This is a genomic window from Burkholderia sp. YIM B11467, assembly GCF_052952715.1.
The window spans coordinates 332,944-355,423 of the sequence record NZ_JBQVSQ010000004.1 but is presented as its reverse complement, the minus strand read 5'-3'; the positions used below and the strand labels follow the sequence as shown (position 1 = coordinate 355,423).

General features: G+C 66.3%; 13 protein-coding genes. 12 read left to right on the top strand and 1 reads right to left on the bottom strand.

Features of this window, described 5'->3' with window-relative positions; translation table 11 throughout:
* Window positions 1-153 precede the first annotated feature (153 nt).
* The 3 genes from ACTRWB_RS16755 to ACTRWB_RS16745 all read left to right on the top strand — a co-directional run bounded on the left by ACTRWB_RS16755 (window position 154) and on the right by ACTRWB_RS16745 (window position 7,749).
* Window positions 154-3,567: a hypothetical protein gene (locus tag ACTRWB_RS16755; protein ID WP_446902548.1), complete on the top strand. Its 3,414-nt coding sequence runs from the start codon at window positions 154-156 to the stop codon at window positions 3,565-3,567.
* A gap of 152 nt (window positions 3,568-3,719) precedes the next feature.
* Window positions 3,720-4,190 (top strand): cupin domain-containing protein, encoded by a 471-nt coding sequence (locus ACTRWB_RS16750; RefSeq protein ID WP_446902547.1) that lies wholly within the window; start codon window positions 3,720-3,722, stop codon window positions 4,188-4,190.
* 634 nt (window positions 4,191-4,824) lie between these two features.
* On the top strand, window positions 4,825-7,749 hold the full coding sequence (locus tag ACTRWB_RS16745; protein WP_446902546.1) for a winged helix-turn-helix domain-containing protein: 2,925 nt from the start codon (window positions 4,825-4,827) through the stop codon (window positions 7,747-7,749).
* Window positions 7,750-7,785: 36 nt separating this feature from the next.
* Here the strand turns inward: ACTRWB_RS16745 and ACTRWB_RS16740 are convergent, their stop codons facing one another.
* Window positions 7,786-8,214: a lytic transglycosylase domain-containing protein gene (locus ACTRWB_RS16740; protein WP_129518172.1), complete on the bottom strand. Its 429-nt coding sequence runs from the start codon at window positions 8,212-8,214 to the stop codon at window positions 7,786-7,788.
* Between the two features lie 67 nt (window positions 8,215-8,281).
* On the opposite strand from ACTRWB_RS16740, the gene ACTRWB_RS16735 reads away from it, so the two are divergent.
* The 9 genes from ACTRWB_RS16735 (at window position 8,282) to ACTRWB_RS16695 (ending at window position 22,312) form a co-directional block, all read left to right on the top strand.
* On the top strand, window positions 8,282-9,454 hold the full coding sequence (locus ACTRWB_RS16735) for a hypothetical protein (protein ID WP_446902545.1): 1,173 nt from the start codon (window positions 8,282-8,284) through the stop codon (window positions 9,452-9,454).
* Between the two features lie 932 nt (window positions 9,455-10,386).
* Window positions 10,387-12,258, top strand: a complete 1,872-nt coding sequence (locus ACTRWB_RS16730; RefSeq protein ID WP_446902544.1) for a hypothetical protein — start codon at window positions 10,387-10,389, stop codon at window positions 12,256-12,258.
* A gap of 277 nt (window positions 12,259-12,535) precedes the next feature.
* A complete protein-coding gene (locus tag ACTRWB_RS16725; RefSeq protein ID WP_446902543.1) occupies window positions 12,536-13,579 on the top strand; it encodes a LacI family DNA-binding transcriptional regulator in 1,044 nt (347 codons plus the stop codon).
* Window positions 13,580-13,752: 173 nt separating this feature from the next.
* On the top strand, window positions 13,753-15,816 hold the full coding sequence (locus ACTRWB_RS16720) for a hypothetical protein (RefSeq protein ID WP_446902542.1): 2,064 nt from the start codon (window positions 13,753-13,755) through the stop codon (window positions 15,814-15,816).
* A 44-nt stretch (window positions 15,817-15,860) separates the two neighbouring features.
* Entirely contained in the window at window positions 15,861-17,012 is a 1,152-nt protein-coding gene (locus tag ACTRWB_RS16715; protein WP_446902541.1) for an ABC transporter ATP-binding protein, read from the top strand.
* A gap of 68 nt (window positions 17,013-17,080) precedes the next feature.
* Entirely contained in the window at window positions 17,081-18,319 is a 1,239-nt protein-coding gene (locus ACTRWB_RS16710) for an ABC transporter substrate-binding protein (protein ID WP_446902540.1), read from the top strand.
* Between the two features lie 58 nt (window positions 18,320-18,377).
* On the top strand, window positions 18,378-19,301 hold the full coding sequence (locus tag ACTRWB_RS16705) for a carbohydrate ABC transporter permease (RefSeq protein ID WP_446902539.1): 924 nt from the start codon (window positions 18,378-18,380) through the stop codon (window positions 19,299-19,301).
* Window positions 19,302-20,153, top strand: coding sequence for a carbohydrate ABC transporter permease (locus tag ACTRWB_RS16700; RefSeq protein ID WP_446902538.1), 852 nt, complete (start codon window positions 19,302-19,304; stop codon window positions 20,151-20,153).
* Window positions 20,039-22,312, top strand: coding sequence for an alpha-galactosidase (locus ACTRWB_RS16695; RefSeq protein ID WP_446902764.1), 2,274 nt, complete (start codon window positions 20,039-20,041; stop codon window positions 22,310-22,312). The genes ACTRWB_RS16700 and ACTRWB_RS16695 overlap by 115 nt, the downstream gene beginning before the upstream one ends.
* Window positions 22,313-22,480: the final 168 nt, after the last annotated feature.

Below are 22,480 nucleotides of genomic sequence, written 5' to 3'. Positions count from 1 at the left end.
GGAGACAGCAATACGATTGGAGGCAATCGCGCCACGCCGATGAATGTGGAGCGCGCGCTTGAACGAGGCGACGGCCCGGCTCCCGCGTCGTCGCCGGATGATCGGGCGGGCCGCGGCAACCGGCCGTCTCCGCTGCTGGACGGATTGCGGCACGTGCAGTCGACGCTTGCCGCAGGGCGGCATGCGTTTGCGCCCGCGGGCACCTCGGTCAGCGTCGGCGCCGCCAGCTGGCAACAGAGCGTCGGCCCGCGCATGCGCATCAACGATCCGCGTACGGACTGTCCGCCCGGCGCGCCACGCGACGTACCCGACGGCGCACCGACTTTCACGCACCCCGAAGCCGTCACGTCCCGCGCGTTTCTGGAACGAACAGCGCAACTGCAATCCGCCGAGGAACCGACGATGCCCGGTGCGTGGCCCGGCCTGCGCCCGGAGTGGGATCTGGCCGTGACGCACCCGAGCACGCCGTCGCACGCGGCCAAGGCATGGGTTCAGCAGCAGATCGGCGCGTTGGGGCAACCCGAGCAACTGATCCGCGGGTACTTCCGCACGTCCGTCACCGCGCCGCCCGCTCGCCGGGACGACGCGCGCAGCGCAAGCCGGCGCAGCGAACCCGAGCCCGCCAACGCGCCACGGCAGTTGACCGCCTTCATCCAGGCATTGCCGTTCGAACACCGCTGGGACGTGACCCGCGTGCTGGCCGACGTATCCGGCGGCAGCCCGAGGCTCGCGGTGCAGATCGCGCGGCGGCTGCAACAGCCGTTGCAACTGCACGCCGATGGCCACGGTGACGGCGCACAAGCGTCGACCGACCCGGCCGTCGAGCGGCTCGCGTGGCAGGCCGCGCGACATCTCGTCGGCACCGCGGACCATCCGGGCGGCGTGGCACTGGATGCGCTGCTCGGTCTCCAGGGCCTGCGCGACGAGGACGACGGCAACGTCGGCAAGGCCGGCGCGCTCGTCGTGTTTCTGCGGGCGACGGCCAAGCTCGCCGTGATCCAGCCGGGTTTCAGCAGCGTGCCCGGCGACGCGATGAATCCGGACCACTGGGGCGAGTTGGCCGGCAACCCGCAGGCATCGCTCGCGCTCGACGCGTTGCGTGCGCTGGGTTCGCTGGACATCGTCGCGAAAGCGCAACCGGGGCCGGCCGCCGCGGTGCAGGTCACGCACGAATCGCAGGATCCGCGCGGCGTGCGCGTCGCCGTCATCGATCACGAAGACTACACGGTGCGGATTCGCGCGACGCGGTCCCAGCTGGCCGCGGTCGTGGCGCTCCTGTGGTCGCATGACGAGCGCGGGCCCGGCACGCCGTTCACGGACGGCGGCGCGCTCGCTTATCGCCGTCTCACCCGTTCCGTCGAAGCCAGTGCCGGCCGTCCGCCGAGCGATACGTGGAGCGCGTGGGCGCATGACGGCATGTCATTCGTCAAGGACACGTTCGGCCGGCTGCAAGGCGGCCCGCTGGCGGCTGTCGCGCGCAAACTGGCATCGCCATTCCAGGCACCGGAGTCGACGGCGGCGCCGGCTTTCGCCCTGCCCCGGGAGCAAGCCCTCGGCCCGGGCGGGGCCATCTATCGCACGATGCCCGGCATGCTCGGCCAGGATCTCGACACCAGCGACAAGCAGCGGGCCGCGTACGACGGGCACGTGACCGCCACGCGCGATGCGTTGCTGGCCTACTGCGAACAACGCATCGCGCACGCGAACGATCCCGGCGAACTCGCGTCGCTGGCGTTGATCGCAGAGCAGCTCACCGCCTGGCAGGACACGCGCGCGCTGGACCTTCCGGGCACCCGGCCGCAGGTCGCGCAAAGCCCGCGGCCGGAGTCGTTCCGCGTCGATGCGGAAACGGCCGGGCAGTTATGGCAGCGTGCGCGCGAACGGGTGCAGCAGGACGCCGGCGGTGCCGCCCCGAACGTCAAGGCGGCCGCGTTGCGTCATTTCGACGAGAATCCGAACCGCAAGGCGGAATTCGTCAGCCAGCTGACCACCGCGCCGGTGCCGTTCGGTCGCGAAGCGCTGCAACGCTGGATCGATCTCAGCGGCGCGAGCCGTCATGCCGAAGACGACACGCTGCAATGGCACGGCCGGCTGGAGCAGGCGCGACACATCGCCGACGACGGTCGAACCTTGCCGCTGGAGCGGATCGACAGCGAGTCGCTCGAGCGGCAATGGTCGGCGCTGGTCGACCGCACCGAGCCGGGCACGCAGTATCGCGCGATGTCGGGCGGCACCGCGGGCGTGCAGTTGTCGGTGGCGCTCGGCGTGGTTCCGGTCGCCGTCGCGGTGACCGGGCTGCAAAGCAACACCAGCGGTTATGCGGTCGGCGCGGAGAACAACGGCTTCGCGGTCCGCTTCGAGGATGAGCGTGTCCGGACGGTGGCGGGCGGTGCGTCCGGCTACGGCGGCGTCGCGCTCGCGGGCGGACTGGTCGGCATCGGCGGCAGTGGCGGCGGGGCGTTGCGCGGCAGCAGCACGCAAACGCGCGGCGTGCTGTTTCGCGCGGCCGTGCCCCGGCGCGCGTTCGGGCACGATCCGGCCGCGCTCGAACAGTGGCGCGAGGACGGCAAGGACATGGTGGTCACGATGTTCCGGGTGGCAGGCGAAGTCGACGCAGGGTCCGGCGATCCGGACGACTATGCCGATGCGTTCGCCGCTGCCTGCATCGGCAAGCCGTCGATCCAGATGGCATCGCGCAGCGCGAACGCGGCCAACCTGGTGGCCGTCGGATCGGGCAGCGTCAACGCGCGCCTGACGCCGGCCGGTGCAGGCATCCAGCCGGGCGTGTTCGGCAGCGTGGCGGGCACCGCCACGCTCGTCGATCACGCGCTGTCGGTCGAACAGGGCGCGGCCGTCGCTTCGTCGTCCACCTTCCGCAGCGCGACGTCGGTCAGCACCAACGTCGCGGCGGGCCTGCAGATGCCGACGCTGTCGGCGGGCGGGCACGATCCGGCCGCGCAGCGGTTGGCCGCGTTGACGGTGGCCGATGCCGGCGTGACGGACGCGCTCCTGACCAGCAAGGTGTCGAGCACGTACCTGGCGCGCGACAATCGCGGCCCCATCGCGTCGCTGATGGTGCGCGACACGTTCTATCACGACTTCCGCGGCTGGCGCGAGGCCGTGGAGCAGAACCCGACGTGGCAGCAGGGTATCGGCCCCGAGCGCCTCGCGCAGTACATCGCGCAGGCTGCCGTCGAATACGACGGCGCGACGAGCCTGGGCGAACGCTGGATTTTCCGGCCGGACACGACGGGATTCGCGGTCTACACGGTGCATGAGCGCATGGTCGAAACGCTCAAGCAGGAGGTGGCCGCCACCGCCGATCCGCACCGCAAGGCGCAGGCGCAGGACCGGCTGCTCGCCGCGTCGGAAGCCATGCAGGACTTCCTGAACGATCCGGCCATGCTCGCGCCGGTGGGCCTGTTCGGCATCCGGCAGACGCAGGCCACCAAGACGATCGGCAGCGGATACGTACTCGTCGCGAAGGAGTCGCACACGCAAACGGCCGTGCAATTGACCAATTTCGAGCCGTATGTGGATACGAGGGCAACCGACCGGCATGAGTGAGCCGAATGCGTTTAAAACGACCGAATGACGATGCAGGGTCTTTCCATAAGATTTTCCAGGGTCGCGCGCAATATATCGTTGCTTGTCGCAATACGCCGAAGACGCGACAGTGGCGGTTGTTCGATATCGATGCTGATGAAGGAAGCCGCAAAATGAAGTCGGGAAACAGGATGTCGCTGATGGCCAGCGTGCGCAGGCGGCACGCGGTCGCGATGAGAATGGCCGCAAGCGGTTCGCTGGTGCTCGTGGCCCTCGTGGCCCTCGTGGCCGCGCCTTCCGTACAGGCAGCCGGCAACGCGCCCGACAGCAAGCCGACGATCGTGCTGCAGCGCGTGCCCGTCCCGAACACCGATCGCGAGATGGGCATGGGCATCGCCGAATTCCCGCCCAATGCCGCCAAGCCGCGTCATGCGGCCACTGGCCCCGAGCTGTGTTATGTCCTCGAAGGAGAGGTCACCGTGCAGGTCGACGGCCAGCCGCCGAAGGTAGTTCACGCAGGCGAGACCTTCCGGTTGCCGGCCGGCGTCGTGCATGTGACGCGCGCGGGGCCGGCCGGTGCGAAGGTCGTCGCCGCGTGGGTGCATACGCCGGGCCAAGCGTTCAACCTTCCCGCGCCCAACTGATGCGCCTGGCGTCGCGCGTCCGTTGACCGGCGCGCGCAATCCGCTGTCCGGATTGCGCAATGACGACCGGGCGGCCGGCGGGTACGATTCGAATGTTCAATCGAATCGACTCGTGTCGTGATGTGCGTATCGGACGAACCAGCGCGCAATTCCGACTCAGACTAAAATGCATTCCCTGATTCTCTGCAATGACCCAGGGGGTTGCTTGCGACATCGCGACCGTTCACAAAAACGTGTCACTCAATCGACATGCGCATGATAATAATTTCATCGAGAGAAACGAGCGGATGCGAATGCTTCATCCGCGCTCGCGGCGACGTTGCGTCGCGCCTGCTGTCCGGGTGACCGTCGCGACCGGTTGCCCGCGGCCCCCGTGTTTAGCGCCCGGCCGGCACGCGTTGCCGCCGAGAAATGACCTGTCCGGATTGTGCAGGTTGACGGTTACTGATGGCATTCGCCGCCGCGGACGCGCACGGCGCCTCACCGTCGAGCGCCCAGGTTCACCCATCTTCCCGCCTGTATCGGATCGATCGACACGAATCGACGCAGCTTGCGCAACGGTCGATCAAGTTCACGCCGACATGAAAACTCCGCTTCCCTTCGTCTTCGTCGCCGCGCTCCCGAGAGGCGGCGCATGAAGCCAAACCCGTCGCCGTCCGCCCCGGCCGCGCATGTCACGCTGTTCGGCCGCTTTGCGCTCGATCGCGACGCGCGCGTGCTGTATGTCGAAGGCAGCGCACTCGCGATCAACGAGCGCGCGATGGAAGTGCTGATCGCGCTGGTCGATGCCGGCGGCAAGATCGTGTCGATCGAGCAGTTTCAGCAACGCCTGCGGCCGGTGGCGTCCGTCATGGCCCATAGTGTGCACGCGCTCGTGTCGCAGTTGCGCCGCGCACTCGGTGACGATCGAGACATGATCGAAACGGTCCCGCGCCGCGGTTACCGCTTCGCCGCCGAGTGGTACGACCTACGCGACCAGCTGGGCACCTCCGACAACGAGACTCATGCGCCCGCGGCCGACGCGTATGCGGCGCCGGGCCTGCGGCAGGCCAACGGTCGCGACGACAGGATCGACCCTGCCCCCGAGCGAGATGCCGCGCGAAAGCTGCTGATCGGACGCGATGCCGAGTTGTCCGAGCTGTCGATGCGGGTGTCGCAACATCGGCTGGTCACGTTGATGGGCGCGTACGGCAACGGCAAGACGCGGCTCGCGCACGAAGCGGCGTTGCGCACCGCCGCGCTGTTTCAGGACGGCATCGTCCGCATCGATCTGGCCGGGCTGACGCTGCCCGAAGGCATCGCGGACGCGATCGCCGCACAACTTCCACCCCAGCCGCAACCAACCGCGCCGGGGCTGGACGGACTCATCGCGCGGCTCGCCGGCCGCCGCACGCTGCTGATCGTCGACGATTGCGATCAGTTCGCCCATGAAGTCGGCGCGGTGGTCGACGCGTTGCTGGTGGCCACCGACGTGTGCGTGATCGTGTGCGCGGAAGCGCCGCTGTTCATCGCCGGCGAATACGTGTTGCCGCTGGCGCCGCTGCGCTTTGCGCTCCGGCCGACAAACGACGTATCGCCCGCGGTGCCGGACGCGCCGCCGTCGGACGCCTGTCAGTTGCTTGCCGCGCAGCTTGAAGCGTGCGGCGCGCAGTTCGCGAACGGAGCCGCCGGCGCGGCCTCAAACGGCACGCAGGGCCGCGCCGACCCTGCCGTGTCATTGCAGCGCAACCTGGAATCGATCTGCCGCGCGCTGAGCGGCAATCCGCTCGCGCTCGACCTGGCGGCGCGCCAGATCGCGGGTGCATCGCGCGGCCGCACGACGCTGGCCGAGTCGGTCGCGGCCTGGGATACGCGCTGGCGCCGCCTCATGCTGCAGCGAGCCGGCAGCCGCGAGCTGGCATTGTCGCCTGCCGCGCTGGTGCCGACGGTGGTTGCCCACGCGTATGCCGCACTCGACGCCCGCGCGCAGCACGTGCTGTGTTGTGCGAGTCTGTTCGCGGGGCCGTTCGATCTTGCCGATGCGCACGCGGTATCCGCTGAAGACGACGCCACCCGCATCTCCGACGACGACAGCGCGATGCACGCCGTCGTGTCGACGTTGATCGATGCCGGCCTGCTGGTTGAACACCCGTCGATCGACGCGGGCCGCCTGTTGCGGCTGCCGACGGCGGTGCGGCGATTCACGCTCGACCTGCTCTCGCATCGGCACGACTACGCACGGGGGGCGGCCCGACACGCGCTGCGGATAGCCGAACGGCTCGGTGAGACCGACGGCCGCGACGACGAGCCCGCGCGTCGTGCGCCCGCGCTCGCGGACGTGCGCCGGGCCGTCGGCTGGTCGATCGACGCGCGGCATTTCCAGATCGCCGCGCGCTTGCTGCAGCATTCGGGGCCGCTTTGGGCCGCCGCGCGCCTCACCCGCGAATGGATGATCTGGACCGGCCGCATCCTGGACCACGATCTGTCGCGCTCGATTCTCAAGGTGCGCGACCTCATGCTCCTGCAATTGACGCTGGCGCAGGCCATGCAGCAGGAGATGCCGGCGCCGCCGCCGGCGGACACGATTGCCGCGTGGTGGCGCGTCTACGAACTCGCGACCGCCTGTGCCGACGACGACAGCCGCCTGCACGCGCTGTCGGTCCTGTTGCTGCGCACGCTCGAAGCCGGCTTCAGCGACGATTCGCCCGAACTCCTGATGCGCGTCCGGGCACGGATCGCCCAGGAATGCGATGTGTCATCGTCGCATCGCAGTTTTGCGCTGCTGCGCGGCGCGCTGTTGACGCTGGATGGCCGTCACGACGAGGCGATCGAACTGCTGTCGCCCCATGACGCGCCGGTTCCAGCCTCTGACGTGGATTGCGGCAGCGCCGACGTCCCTGCGCCGGACATGTGCCGGCCCGACTACATCACGGCGGTCGCGGACAACGCGCTCACGATTTCGCTGTGGCTCACCGGCGCGCAAGCGATCGCGCATCCGGCGTTGCTGCACGCGTTGCAGGGCGCACGGCAGCAGTCCGATCCGTTGTCGCGCTGCGCCGCCGCGATGATGGCGTGCGTGCTGTTCCTGCTCGAAGGCGATGCGTCGCGCGTCGGGCAACAGGCACGGCTGCTCGTCGAGGTCGCGCAACGCAACGGCCTGGCAGGCTGGCGCAATATCGGACGCAGCTTCCTGCTGTGGATCCAGGCGACCGACGACACGCGCGACGAGACCCGGCAGTTGATCCAGCTCGCGCTGCGCAACCTCGCGCGCGGCCACGTGAGCATCATCGATCTGGCCATGCTGGACCAGTTTGCCGGCATGGCGCTGAATCTCGCGGGCGGCCCGGCATTGAATCGCCTGTTCGAGCAGATGAGCGCGAACCTGCCGGACAGTGGACGCCGGTGGTTGCTGCCGGAAGTGTTGCGCGTGCACGCGGTGTTGCGCCACCGCGCCGGCGTGCCCGCCGGCGACGTGCGGACGTTGCTCGAGCAGGCGGCGCATGAAGCCCGCCGGCAGCGTGCGTCGCTGCTCGAGCACCGGATCTCGGTGACCATGGAGCAGATCGCACCGTCACGGTAGGCGCCTTACCCGGTTCGGCGGCGCATGCCGCTTGCGTCAGTTCGACTGCATCCGTTGCACGATCAGCCGGACCTGTGCCGCATAACGATCGCGTTCCGCCGGGGTTTGCGAATGGTACGCACCGACCGCCTTCCACGTATTGCCGTACTTGAGCATCATCTTGCGCAGATGCCACGCGGCGATATAGATGCTCGCGCAAGGGTCCATCAACGTGTGCGACGTGATGCCGTAGTTCGACAACACCGACAGGTGGATCGAATTGATCTGCATCAGGCCGTAGTCGATCGACCCGTTGGTGTTCACGCGCTTCGCGTTGGCGTTGTCGTGCGATTCCTGCCACGCGAGCGCGCGCAGAATCGTTTCGTTGACGTGCTGATAGGCGGCCGCCTCGGAAAAGCATTCGGCATGGGCAACAGGCATCAGATACGGCAGCAGCGCCAGAAGCGCGATCGCTCGGATGGCCATGGGTTCGATCGTCGGGAGTGTGAGGCATCCATCATGCCCGCACGATGCGATCGCATACGGGGGGCGCATGCGAATCCACGGCGCGCTGCGCGAATTCGCCGCCGTGGTCCGGCATCCCTTCATCGACCGGACAGCCATCGCTCCGTCGGACATGCGTTCGCATGCGCGCCGTGCGACCGGTCGCACGGGGGCGATCATCGGCGTTTTTCCCTTTTTCCACGCGCTCGACGCAACAGGCGACGCCATGCCGAACATCTCCCGATCCTCTCCCAGCGTCTCGAACGCTTCCAGCCGCTCCTCTTCGCCGGATCCGAGCGATTCCGATTCGGACTCGGGCTCGGACACCGACGTCCGTTCCCGGACATCGGCGGCGGAACCGCCGCCATTGCCCGAGCGGCCGGAATTTCTCAAGCGCATGCAGTCGTCTGCCGGCGCGTCATCCCGGCCCACGACGCGCCAGTTGACGACGCGCATCGCCGACACGAATGTGCGCCTGACCGCGGCTACGCGAGCGACGACGCAAACCGCCATCGAACTCGCCCGGCGCACCGGCGGCCCGATGCAGCATCGCGTCGCATCGCTGGACGCGGCGGAGGGCAGGCACGAGCGGGCGCTGGACCTTGCGAACCGATTGACCGAGCAGGAAGCGGAACGTCAGGGTACGGTACACGCGGCACGCGCGGCGCACGAACAAACGCTGCTGGCGGCAGGCGAGCGACTGGAAGCGTTCGCCGCGGGGTTCGGTACCCGCGAACGCGCCAATCGGCCCGGCAGTGTCGCGCGCGATCATTCGACACCACCCGGTAACCGCGCGGCCATCCACCACAACACCCCGGTGTTGCCCGGACACGCTGTGCAAGGTCCGGCACGACAGTTTCACGTTCAGGACGTTGTGCTGCACTACATCGAACAGGACACGGATTCGCTGGTGACCAAAGGTGGGAACGAACTCCTCGACTTTGTGTTCGACCTGGGTGAACGTCTCGGGCTCGACGAGCGTGTTCTGGGCCCGCTTCGGCACGAGCTGTTTCCGTGGAACGCGTTGGCGCGACGGACGGCCGCCCGTGTGGAACTGGAGCACAAACTGGATGAGGCCATCACGCAAAAGATCGATTCGCGCTTTCACGTCGTGGTGAGAAGCGCGATCGCCCGGCACATGAAGGAGATGTTCTACACGCCCAGCACCGAGACCGCGCTGACAGAACAACGCCCGGACCCGACCCGCAAGCCGCGCCTCTGACACGCGCGGTCTGACCGCACGCCGCGCTCGCGCTACGCCGGCGCAGCCGCCTTCTCGATGCCCGCCGAACTGGTCTTCATCGCTTCGGTTTGAGCCTGTACCAGACTCGTGAACGACTGAATCTTCGCCAATTCGAATTGCGACTCCATATTTCGGTCCAGCGGCGACGCAGGCTCGCTTTCGTGACCGTTCGCCGGCGCCGCCGCCTCACGCGAGCCGCGAGCCATCCGCGGGGCGAGGCCGGCGAGTTGCCCGGGAACCGCGGGCCGATTCGAAAATCCGGGGGTACGGGGCGCACCGGCTTCGTTCGCCGTTGACGGGTGCGGCAAAGGGGCTGCATTCGCGCCTCTCACACGTGATATCGACATGTCTGGACTCCGGGTTCTTGCGTTAAAACCCTGTTCTAACACGGCGTCATCGGCCCCTCGGTTCACGCATGCGAACGATCATCCGACCATGCGAAGCTTGCCCGAATCACACGCGCCGGCATGTCGCGCCGACCGGATATCAGTGTCGCGCCGGGACTGCCGAACGCGACCGTGCAGAGCGTGATCGAGCGGTGCCTAGGGAAACCCCTAGGCACCGCTCACCTTGACTTGATCACGCGAGACACTAAACTAACACGCATTAGTTACTGAAGCTCCAGGTCGAAAACATCCTGCGTCGGTGCTGTTCATCGCGCATGAATGTGCACATTGTGGACCGGAGCTTTTATTTCGCCTCACAACTAACGCGAGTTAGTATCCTGCATCGGAGTTCGGCTCGATATGGCTCCGGCATGTGTCGAGCGGGCCAGCGTGTCGTTCCCGGCACCGGCTCATGCCGTCGTTTTGATTCGAACTGCAAATCATTCTCCGTGGACGAGCGGAGGAGAAGGTGAGCCGTACCGCGAGCGCCGGATTGCGCTTGTCAACTACGCAAGGAGACTCACGATGGATGTCCGTTCAACGGGGCGCGCGGGTGCGCGCATGAATCTCAAGCGCTTTGCAAGCGGTCCGGGCGCCGATGGCGGAACCGCGCCCCATCGGCTGCGCGTGCTGGCGGCCGTTGCCGCGAGCGTGTTCCTGTTCGGATGCAACGGGCAATCGGACAATCCGGTTGCGCGTTCCGTCGCGGCGCTGAATGCCGCGGTTGCGGTCGACAATGGCGAACTGACGGCGCATGCCAGCAGTTCCGATTCCGCGAATTCCGCCGCTGCATTGGCCACGGCATTCAACCAGGCGGTCGTCGAAGCCCGCAAGCTGAACTTCGTGGCCGACAACTGGAGCTTCTTCAGCACGCCGCAGCCGGCCGGCCTCGGCTGGCCGAGCGCATCGAGCGACGTGCGTTGCCCGTCGTCGGCCCAGGATCTGCAGCCGGGTTATCTCGCGGGTCTGCAGAATCGTTGCGCCTACTATTCGCGGGACTATGTCCATCAGGCGACGGGCGCGTACTACCTCGGCTTCTACGAACAGAACTACCAGATGGCCGATCACTTCGTGAAGCTGATGCACGACAACGGCGGCGCGATGGCGCCTTACTGGGCCATCGGCGCGAACGGCACGGTGTACGAGCAGAACGACGAATCGCCGGCGCCGTTCGAGATCGGCGAGAACATTGCGAGGATGTACCGGTTGACCGCGGACAGCCGCTATCTGGGTGCGGATTTCACGAACTATACGAACAACCTGAACAACGGCTTTACCAACGTCAGCAACAACAGCTACGTCAACGCCGAGGGTTTCCGGATGGCACGGGCCCAGACGAACGGCGAGGCGGCGACCTACAACGAATTCGTGCATGACCGCGGCAACAACCTCCCGAGCAATCTCGTCATCCTGCTGGGCGGCGATATGGCGGCAAGCGAGATTGCCTATTACCGCGAGATTTCCGCGTATCCGTCGCTGCTCGCGCAAGGCGACGCGACCAACGTGACGAACCGATTCGGCACGCTGTCGACGAGTTTCAACGGCGACTGGTATCTGCCTGCCGTGCAGCATTTCTCGGTGGGGCTCGTCGGCACCACGAGCACGACCTACAACGCGTCGAATTACCAGAGCCTGCAGTATTACGACTATTACGCGCAGGAACCCAATCTCTTCCCGCTCTACAAGGGCGTGATTACCGATGCGGGGAAACTGACGAACCAGGCGAACTACGTCGACAGCCAGTCGGAAGCGCTCTATCAAGCACACGGCCTCTCGTACCCGGGCATCGAGTCGCATACCTATCTGCCGACGGCGTTCTACAACGCGAACCAGCCGGATACGGCATGGAAATGGCTGACGCGGCTGGCGTCGTGGGAATCCGGTGCAGGCGTCACGGGCTATCCCGAAGTTGCGTTCGCAATGATCTCCGACGTGATCACGAAGGTGCTGGGTCTCGATTTCGATGCACCCAACAAGAAGCTCGTCACGCTCGCCCGATTGCCGTCGTCGTTCCAGGCCGGCAACAGCGTCGCCGTCAACAACATCCCGTTGTACTTCCATGACGCGGGCAACACGATCACGGTCAAGGCGGGCATTGCGCAGACGATGACGGCGAACGGCACGATCGAGACGGATTTCACCTACGATTCCGATCCCGTCGCCCAGCCGGTCAGCGGATTCCACTGGCTCGTGAAGTTCCCGTCGAAGGGCAGCAATACGCAATGCAAGGTCGTGCAGACCTGGTCCAATGGCACGCAATCGACGGGGTACTACGCGCTGACATCCGATTCGAACGGGGTGCCGACCTGCGGCGGCAGCGACGGCTCGGGGATCTGGATGAGCACCGGCGATCCGAACTGGAGCGTGACGAAAATGGCGGTCACGCTGTCCTCCTGAAGCGGTCCGGAGCGCGTGCGGATGCACGGCGCATGCGCACGCCGCGTCGGCTGACCGGCGCGGCAGTCATGCGCCGGCCTAAGGGTATTCACTCAATTTCGTTTCCTTGACCTGTTGCGTGCCGTCTCTATACTAAACCGCGTTAGATGGTGGTTTAGCGCACTGCGACGAGGGTGCTGGTTGCCTCGGGTATATTGGGGTCGACGATCAACCTGGGGCGGGGTTGCCTGCGCCAGCCTTCCAGTCTGTAACTAAATCGAATTAGGAGTATGGCGTCGTGAGTCGCGTAACCAGTACCCAGGTCGCCCAGCTTGCCGGCGTGTCGCGCACGACGGTGTCGTTCGTGCTGAATGGCGTAACCGGCATGGGGATCAGCGAGGAAACGCGCGAGCGCGTGATGATGGCCGCGCGGCAACTCGGTTATGTGCCGAACGCGATGGCCCGATCGCTCGCCAGCGGCTCCACGAAAACGATCGCGCTTCTGATGCCGCATGGCGATCACGTGCATGTCGACGTCGACGCCTATCTTCCGCGCTTTCTCGCCGGCCTCAGCGTCGCGTGCCATGCGCACGGCTACAAGGTCATGCTCGAACCCGTGCAAGAGACCGACCGCCCCGGCGCGTTCCTCGATCTCGTGGACAGCGGGCGCATCGACGGACTGGCCGTCCTGAATCCGCGACGTCTCGACGAAGGACACCTGCATGAGCTGGCCGAGAAGGGGTTCCCGCTCGTCGTGTTCGGTTCGAACCTGGCCGAGCAGCGTACCGTGTGTGCGATCGGCGTCGACAACCGCGCGGCCGCGCAGCAGGCAACGGAACACCTGCTGGGGCTCGGTCACGAGCGGATCGCGCATATCGGCTTTGCGTCGGAGGACTATCAGGTCGTTCGCGATCGTCTGGACGGTTTCCGGCAAGCGATGGCAACGCATCACGTGGACGTGCGACCCGAATGGATCGCCTTCGCCGACTACAGTTCGCAGAGCGGTTATGACGCAATGCGCGCCATGCTCGCCGGTTCGCCGCGCATGACGGCGCTGTTCGCCGGAAACGACACGATCGCGTTCGGCGCGATGGCGGCGATTCGCGAAGCCGGGTTGCGCATTCCGGAGGACATCGCGATCGTCGGCTACGACGACATTCCGCTGGCGGCGTTCGCGACGCCCGCGCTGACGACCGTCCGCACCGAACCGTTCCAGGAGGGTCGCGACGCGGCGGCCACGCTGCTCGGCATCATTTCCGGCGATTCGCCCGACGGGCTGCATACCCGCGATCTCGCGCCACTGATCGTCCGGCAATCCTGCGGCGCGAACCGGAAGACGTAGCAGCGCGCACGCCGCGCGACAAAGACCACGTCGTCACGTCACGGATGCGCCCGGCGAGCGATCGTCGGGCACGACACAAGCAATCGACGGACAAGCAATACGAGGCGGGAAGCGTACGGAGAATGCCGGGCAAGTAATCAGGAATGCGAACATAAAAAAGGATTGGAAAAATCATGAGACGAGACAATCGGAAAGGTGCGCTCGCGCAGCGCAAAATCCACGCGGCGATGCTGTGTGCGGCCATTCTCCAAAGCGCCGGATTGGCGCACGCCGTATGCCCGGCCAACTTTCAGAGCCTGCAGTTCGGCGATCCGGGTTTCGAATCCGCGGGGGCAACCGGTTATGCGTGCCCGGCGTCGTGGACGGTCACGTCCGGCGCCGGATGTGCGTCGAACAATCCGCATGGCGGTGGGCGCGCGGCATTCCTGAACGGCGGGGACGGCTACTCGGTGTCCCAGACCGTGACGGCGCCTGTCGCGGGCAACTTCGATCTCTCCGCCTGGATCGCCACGTCCGCGAACGGCACGGGGGGCACCTTCTCCGTTCAGGTGGCCGGCCAGACCGTTCAAAGCGTCACGCTGCCGTCGACGATCGCGAATTCGAACTACATCAAGTACACCCTCCCGCATGTTGCCGTGGCCGCGAATCAGGCCGTGACGATCGTTTTCACGTCGTCGAGCGGGCGCGCGTGGATCAATGTCGACGATATCGAGGTCGTCCCTTCCGCCCCCAACGATCCGCAACTGTCGTCGGACAACACGGCCGTCGTCGCGCTGTTCAACTGGGCAAAGGTCAAGGCGAATTCGTGGACGCGTTTGGCCTGCACGACCGGCGTGACCAACCAGGACGAATCGCATCCGAGCGGGCAGGGCGTCGCGACCTACGCGCCGTCCTACTGGGCCGGCTATCCATTCCGCTCCTACTACTACGCGCGCGATTTCGCGCATCAGTTCGTCGGTGCGCACATGCTGGGGCTGGACGCGCAGAACAAGGCGATGCTGGCCGCGTTCGCCGCGACCGCGAACACGGCGCGCGGCGGCTACCCGGTGTGGGCACTGAACTTCGACGGCTCCATCGGCCTCACCGACTATTCGAGCGATACGGCGTTCGTGCGGGAGCTGCCGGCACCGTTCGAGCTCGCGCAGCGTATCGCGGACGGCTACCGCTGGACCGGCGACGCCGATTACGCGGCATCGGGCGGGCCGTTCTATGCGTTCGTCACGAACACGGCGGGTGCGTTCGTCGACACGCACTACGGTCCGCTCGTCGACGGCACGGCCAACGGCCGGCAGGTCAAGGTCGCGCAGGAAAGCGGCGCCGACATCTGGGCCGGCGTGGCGAGCTACAACGAAGGCGCACCGGGCAATCCGGTCGAGGCGGCCGACGCGCTGTCCAGCCAGTACCGCGCGTACGTCGCGATGCAGCAGCTTGCGACGGCGGCCGGCGATACGACGACGGCGAACACCTATGCGACCCGGGCCGGCGACCTGAAGACCTATTACAACGCGCCGTGGAGCGTGGTGTCGTCCACCGACTCGACCGATGTGGTGCGCTCCTACGACGCATCGGCGGTCAAGTCGATCGCGTGGGGCGGCGAGATGAGCTGGTTCCCGCCGATGAAGGGGATCATGAACCCGGGCACGCGCCGCGACCAGTACATGGGATGGCTCAACACCACCGCGCTTGGCCAGGCACCCGCCAACCTCGAAGCCGTGACCTATCTGCCGGATGCATTCTTCGCGGTTCACGACGGCACCACCGCGTGGGCGTGGATGCAATACGTGTACAACCGCATCAACGACGTCCACGGCGGTTACGGCAACAACTTCGTCAACGGAGACTATCCGGAGGTGTCGTTCACGCTCGTCGGACAGGCCATTGCCGGGCTGCTTGGCGTCGAGCCTGACGCGTCGGCCGGCAAGCTGACCACGACGCCGCAACTGCCGGCCACCGGCATGGCCTGGCTGCAGGTCTCGCACATCCCGATCGGCGCGGGGAAAGTCACCGTACGACATGACGGCGCCACGCGCAGCACGCTCGCCAACGAGAACCCGGCGGGCGGGACGTCCTATGCATGGCATGCGCGATTCGCGGGCGTCTACCCGAGCGTCGTCGTCAACGGCGTGGCGCGCGCGGCGAACACCGAACAGCCGGAAGGCAGCGGCGGACCGACCTATACCTACGTCGACGTGACGGTCGCCCCGCAAGGCACCGCGGTCGTACAGGTTTCGAAATAGGCACGCGGCATGCATCCGAACCAGACATTCACGTGGAGACTGGCATGGCAAGCGTAGTACTGAGAGGCGTGTCGAAGGCATACGGCAGCGGTCTGCCGATCGTGCGGGATGTCGATCTCGACATCGCCGAAGGCGAGTTCTGCGTCTTCCTGGGGGCATCGGGCTGCGGGAAATCGACGTTGCTGCGCATGATCGCCGGGCTCGAGGACATCACCGACGGGGAGATCTTCATCGGCAACCGGCGGATCAACGAGGTGCCGCCCGCGCGGCGCGGCGTGTCGATGGTGTTCCAGAGCTACGCGCTGTTTCCGCACATGACCGTCTATGAAAACCTGTCGTTCGGCCTGACGCTGGCGCGCGTCGACAAGGCGACGATTCGCGACAAGGTGCTCGGGGCGGCACGCGCGCTGCAGATCGAGCACCTGCTCGATCGCAAGCCGCGGGCGCTGTCGGGTGGCCAGCGGCAGCGTGTCGCGATCGGACGCGCGATCGTGCGCGAGCCCGGCGTCTTCCTGTTCGACGAACCGCTGTCCAATCTCGACGCAGCGTTGCGCGTGCAGACGCGCCACGAGATTGCGCGCATTCACCGCGAGATCGGCCGGGTATCGACGATCTACGTGACGCACGACCAGGTCGAGGCGATGACGCTCGCCGACCGCGTCGTGCTGCTCAATTCGGGCGATGCGACGCGTCAGCACGGCAGTCTCGCGCAGGCCGGATCGCCGCTCGAGCTCTATCACCATCCGCGCAATCGCTTCGTCGCCGGGTTCATCGGTTCGCCGAAGATGAATTTCATCGACGCCGTGCTGGTCGACGCCGGCGAGCGTCAGGCTCGCGTGCGTCTCGCGAGCGGCGAAGTGCTGTCGGCCTGCGTCGATGCCCGCCGCTTGAGCCCGGGCGAACCGCTCACGCTCGGCATTCGCCCGGAGGATTTCGCGCTCGGCGGCGAGAAGCAGCATCTCGTGCGCGAGGCGACCTGGCAGGAGCGGCTCGGCGAAGCGACCTACGTCTATCTGCACGGCGACGACGCGGGGCAGCAATGGATCGCGAAGCTGCCCGGCACGACGAACGTCGGTGCGGGCCACCGTCTTTCGCTGTTCATGCCGGCCGACAAGTTGCACGCGTTCGACCGCAGCGGGCAGGCACTGCGGCGCTGCATCGACGAGGAAGCGCCGCTGCTGGCCTCGTACGCGTGAACCGCAAGCAACCAACGCAACGATACGAGCGGCGCCACGCCGCCGCGAACCACAAGGAGGAGATCCCCATGAATACCCGCAGGAACGTGTTGAAGACGGCGTTGTGCACCTTGGCGGCCACGGCCGCATTGCATGCCGGCGCCGCCCCCCTCGTCATCAATACCGATACGTCCGACGTCGCGGTGAAGGCCGCGTTCGACGCCGCGGTGGACGGCTTCAAGGCCGAGAATCCCGACGTGCAGGTCAAGGTCAACCGCTTCGACCACGATGCGTACAAGACGGCGATCCGGAATTTCCTGACCGCCGACGCGCCCGATGTCGTGAACTGGTATCCGGGGCACAAGATGGAGCCGTTCGTGCGCGCGAAGCTTTTCGAGGATGTGTCCGATCTGTGGGCGAAGGGCAATCTCGACGCCAAGCTGAAGTCGGCGGCGCCGGCGCTGACCCTGGACGGCAAGAAGTGGGGCATCCCGTACACGTATTACCAGTGGGGCATCTATTACCGGAAGGACCTCTTCGCGAAGTTCGGCATCGAGCCGCCGAAGACATGGCAGGCATTGCTCGACGCGTGCGCGAAGCTCAAGGCGAACGGCATCACGCCGCTCGTGATCGGCACGAAGGAGCCGTGGACGAATCTGGCGTGGTTCGACTATCTCGACCTGCGCGTGAACGGCTTTCCGTTCCACATGGCGCTGACGAGCGGCAAGGTACCGATGACGGACCCGCGCGTCAAGGCCGTGTTCGATCGCTGGGATCAATTGACGAAGCCGGGTTATTTCCTCGCCAATCACGCGTCCTACACGTGGCAGGAGGCGGCCGCGTCGCTCGCGCAAGGCAAGGGCGCGATGTACCTGATGGGCAACTTCGTGGTGGCGCCGATGAAGCAGGCTGGCCTCGGCCCGGACAAGCTGGGCTTCATGCCGTTCCCGACGATCGATCCCGCGGTGCCCCGCGCGGAGGAGGCGCCGATCGAGTCGATCCACATCCCCGCGAATGCGCGGAACAAGGCCGACGCGCGCCGCTTCCTCGCCTATATGGCGCGCGCGGACGTGCAGGCCAGATACGGCGAGCGCACCGAGGAACTGGCGGTCAACCAGGATGCGCCGCCGCCGAGCGATCCGTATCTGAAGGCCGGCGCGGCGCTGCTCGCGAACGCACAGGGGCTGTCGCAGTTCTTCGACCGGGATGCCGCGCCCGAGCTGACCCAGGCCGCGATGGACGGATTCGAGCGCTACATGCTGAAACCCGACTCGCGTGGCGAGGTGCTCGACCGGCTGGAGCAGGTTCGCCAGCGCGTCTACAAATAACGATCGAATCGTGCCCCGGACGGACGCGGTATCGCGTTCGTCCGCCACCGGAGGTTTCGTGCAATCCACTGCCACATCCGTCGGCGCCCCGCGCGTCACGTTCTGGGAGCGTCATCAGCGCGCGATCGCGCCCTGGCTCTTTCTCGCGCCCGCGCTCGTGCTGTTCGCCGTCTACGTCATCGTCCCGATCGCACGCTCGATCGGCTTCGGCTTCTATGCGTGGGACGGCTTGAGCACGCCGCGCTTCGTCGGCCTGGGCAACTACCTCGAGCTCCTCGGGGACCCCGATTTCTGGACGGCGTTCAGGAACAACATCATCTGGCTGGTCGGCTTTCTACTGGCCGTTCCCGCCGGCCTGTTCTTCGCGCTGTTCCTCAATCAGAACGTGTTCGGGATGCGCGCCGTCAAGTCGATGTTCTTCTTTCCGTTCGTGATCTCGCAGGCCGTGATCGGGCTCGTGTTCGGCTGGTTCTACGATCCGTCCAACGGCCTGCTGTTCCACGTGCTCCACTGGTTCGGCATCCCTCCCTTGGCCGTGCTGTCCGACGAGCGGTACGTCACCTACGGCATCGTTGCCGCCGGGCTCTATCCGCAGATTTCGTACTGCATGATTCTTTATCTGACGGGCCTGTCGAACGTGCGGCCCGACCTGATCGAGGCAGCCCGCCTCGAAGGTGCGCACGGCTGGTCGATGCTGCGTCGCGTCGTGCTGCCCCAGTTGCGCTCCGCGACGTTCGTGGCGATCGTCGTGACGGTCGTCGGCGCGCTGCGCAGCTTCGACATGGTGTCGATCATGACCCAGGGCGGCCCGTACGGATCGTCGCGGGTGCTCGCCTATTACATGGTCGAACAGGCACTCGGCGATTACGGCTATCGGGTCGGCTACGGCTCGGCGATCGCGACGATCCTGTTTCTGCTGATGCTCGTCTATATCGGCTTCGTCATCGTTCGCGTCTACACGCAGGAAAAGGAGCTTGCCTGAATGTTTCCCACACCGATCGAACAGGCCGGCCGTTCCGCGCAATGGCTGTACCGCGCCGTGCTTGCCGTCGCGCTCGTCGTCTGGCTGCTGCCGCTTCTGGCCATTGCGCTGACGTCGATTCGCGGGTCCGCCGACATCTTCGCCGGCAACTACTGGGGATGGCCGACCGAATGGCGCATCGTGGAGAACTATCGCGCCGTGTTCACGGATACGCCGCTTGCGCGCTATCTCGTCAACACCTGCCTGATCACGGTGCCGGCAGTGATCGGCGCGGTGGCCCTGAGCTGCATGGCCGGCTTCGCGCTCGGCGTCTATCGGTTCAGGCTGAACCTGCCGGTCTTTTTCCTGTTCCTGGCCGGCAACTTCGTGCCGTTCCAGATCCTGATGATTCCGGTCCGCCTGATGAGCCTGCAACTGGGGCTCTACAACTCCGTGCCGGGCCTCGTGCTGTTCCATGTCGCGTTCAATACCGGCTTCTGCACGTTCTTCATGCGCAACTTCATCATCGAGCTGCCGCGCGAGCTGATCGAAGCGGCCCGCATGGATGGTGCGACCGAGTTCCAGGTGTTCTACAAGGTCGTGCTGCCGCTGGTGCGGCCGGCGATGGCGGCGATCTCGGTACTGGTCTTCACCTTCGTGTGGAACGACTACTTCTGGGCGACGGTGCTGGTGCAGGGCGATCACGCGATGCCGGTCACCGCCGGGCTGAAGACGCTGAGCGGCATCTGGGTCGCTCAATGGCATCTCGTCGCGGCCGGGTCGATCGTGGCGGCCCTTCCGCCTGTCCTGATCTTTTTCTTCAAGCAAAAACACTTCATTGCCGGCCTCACGATGGGGGCCACCAAAGGGTAAGACCTATGTTCGATACGAAACTGGTGTGCTTGAACGGCTCCAACATCTGCATCGCGGTGGAGGAGTCGTCCGGCATGCCGCCGGTATGGCGTCACTTCGGCGCGAAACCCGATGAACGTGCCGGCTTGTGGCGCGCCGCGAGCGCGCGACCGCACCCGCCGACGGTGCTCGACGGCGATCCGCCGTTCACCGTCCTGCCGACCCACGGGTTCGGCTGGTTTCACCAGCCCGCACTGGCGGGCGCCCGTCCGGGGACGGACGGCGACACCGACTGGGCGCAGCAATTCCGGCTCGACGAAGTCAGCCGAAACGCGCACGGCATGTTGCTGCAGCTGAGCGACGAGCAAGCCGCGCTGGGCGTGACGCTCAGTTATGCGATCGATCCGGCGTCGGACGTCGTGACGATGTGGGCCGAGGTGGAGAACCGCGGCAAGACGCCGTTTCGCGTGGACTGGCTGGCCGCGGCATCGGTGCCGTTGCCGCCCGACGCAGACCAGGTACTGGGTTTCTTCGGGCGCTGGACGCTGGAGTTCCAGGAAACGCGCGAGCGCCTCGGCGTCGCAACGTGGCGCCGGGACAACCGGCGCGGTCGCACTTCCCACGATTCGTTTCCGGGCGTGATGATCGGTTCGTCGCTCGGGGACGACGAAGGCCAGGTTTATGGCGCGCATCTGGGATGGAGCGGCAACCATTCGATCGTCATCGAGCCCATGCTCGACGGCCGTCGGCAACTCCAGTTGGGCGAGTGGCTGGCCCCGGGGGAAGTCGTGCTTGGCCCCGGGCAACGCTATCGCACGCCGTGCGCCTACCTGTCATATAGCGCGTGCGGCCTGAACGGACTGAGCGCCGGGTTCCATCGTTTCGTTCGCGCAAACATGCTGAACGCGCCGCAGCAGCCCATGCGCCCGCGCCCCGTCATGCTCAATACCTGGGAGGCCGTGTATTGCGAGCATGATCCCGCGGATCTCGAGGAGTTGGCCCGTGCCGCCGCGCGGCTGGGTGTCGAGCGCTTCGTGCTCGACGACGGCTGGTTTCATCGACGCAACAACGATCGCGCCGGGCTGGGCGACTGGTGGCCCGATGCCGACAAGTATCCGCGCGGACTCGCGCCGCTCATCGAGCACGTGCGCGGCCTCGGCATGGAATTCGGGCTCTGGATGGAGCCGGAGATGGTCAATCCGGACAGCGAGCTGTATCGTGCCCATCCCGAGTGGGTGCTCCGGCTCGATGGCAGGCCGCGGGTGACGGGGCGCAACCAGCTGGTACTCGATCTCGCCGAGCCCGAGGTGGCAGCGCATCTGTTCGAGCAGGTCGGTGCGTTGCTGCACGAACACGCGATCTCTTACGTCAAGTGGGACATGAATCGCGATCTTGCGACCGCGGGCCACCACGGCCTCGCTGCGTACCGTCGCCAGATCCGTGCGTTCTACGCATTGCTGGACCGGTTGCGCCGCGCGTTTCCGTCGGTGGAGATCGAGAGTTGCGCATCCGGCGGCGGGCGTGCCGATTATGGCGTGCTGGAATACGTTCAGCGGATCTGGACGAGCGATTGCAACGATGCGTTGACCCGGATCGGCATCCAGCGCGGCTTCCTGCGTTTCTTTCCGCCCGAGGTGATGGGCGCGCACATCGGCGCGGAACGCTCTCATACGACAGGGCGGCGGCATACGTTGGCGTTCAGGGCCGCCGTCGCGATCTTCGGTCACCTCGGGCTCGAAATCGATCCGCGAACCCTCAGCGCCGAGGAATTCGACGAAGCCCGCCGCTGGATTGCGCTGTACAAGACGTGGCGGCCGGTCCTGCACGGCGGAACCTTGCGGCAGGGGCGTGCCGGCAGTGCGCTGTCGTGGACCCAGGCCGTCGCCGACGACGGGATGTCGTCGCTGCTGGCCGTCTATCGATTGCACGAGGACGACACGCGCTACGCATTGCCGCTGCGCATCGACGGACTGCGGCGCGACGTCGTTTATCGCGTCCGCTTCCTTCATGTGCCCGTCGCGCCGCACTTCGTGCAACAGACCGACCTGTTCGCGGCGATGGCCGGCGAAGGCGCCGAACTTTCGGGAGCGACGTTGCTGGACATCGGCGTGCCGCTGCCGCCGCAACCGCCCGAATCGTGCACGCTGATTGCGCTGGAGCAGGTGAGGCAGCTGGCGTAAGCGGTCGGTTCGACGAGCCGTGCATCGAACGCCTGTTCGTCACGGCTCGTCGGCACGGGCTTGCCGGTCGCACCGGGTGCGACCGGATTTGCTGCACTGCGCTGCGATCGATCGTCCCCGGCGACGTCGCGCCTGCCGCCGGATAGCGACGTTTCGGCAACGGGCGTA

Bases quoted from the DNA above. Each gene is read 5' to 3' on its own strand.
- ACTRWB_RS16735 (WP_446902545.1), top strand. From the start codon at position 8,282: ATGCGAATCCACGGCGCGCTGCGCGAATTCGCCGCCGTGGTCCGGCAT.
- ACTRWB_RS16730 (WP_446902544.1), top strand. From the start codon at position 10,387: ATGGATGTCCGTTCAACGGGGCGCGCGGGTGCGCGCATGAATCTCAAG.
- ACTRWB_RS16740 (WP_129518172.1), bottom strand. From the start codon at position 8,214: ATGGCCATCCGAGCGATCGCGCTTCTGGCGCTGCTGCCGTATCTGATG.
- ACTRWB_RS16715 (WP_446902541.1), top strand. From the start codon at position 15,861: ATGGCAAGCGTAGTACTGAGAGGCGTGTCGAAGGCATACGGCAGCGGT.
- ACTRWB_RS16695 (WP_446902764.1), top strand. From the start codon at position 20,039: ATGGCATCTCGTCGCGGCCGGGTCGATCGTGGCGGCCCTTCCGCCTGT.
- ACTRWB_RS16700 (WP_446902538.1), top strand. From the start codon at position 19,302: ATGTTTCCCACACCGATCGAACAGGCCGGCCGTTCCGCGCAATGGCTG.
- ACTRWB_RS16710 (WP_446902540.1), top strand. From the start codon at position 17,081: ATGAATACCCGCAGGAACGTGTTGAAGACGGCGTTGTGCACCTTGGCG.
- ACTRWB_RS16750 (WP_446902547.1), top strand. From the start codon at position 3,720: ATGAAGTCGGGAAACAGGATGTCGCTGATGGCCAGCGTGCGCAGGCGG.
- ACTRWB_RS16745 (WP_446902546.1), top strand. From the start codon at position 4,825: ATGAAGCCAAACCCGTCGCCGTCCGCCCCGGCCGCGCATGTCACGCTG.
- ACTRWB_RS16720 (WP_446902542.1), top strand. From the start codon at position 13,753: ATGAGACGAGACAATCGGAAAGGTGCGCTCGCGCAGCGCAAAATCCAC.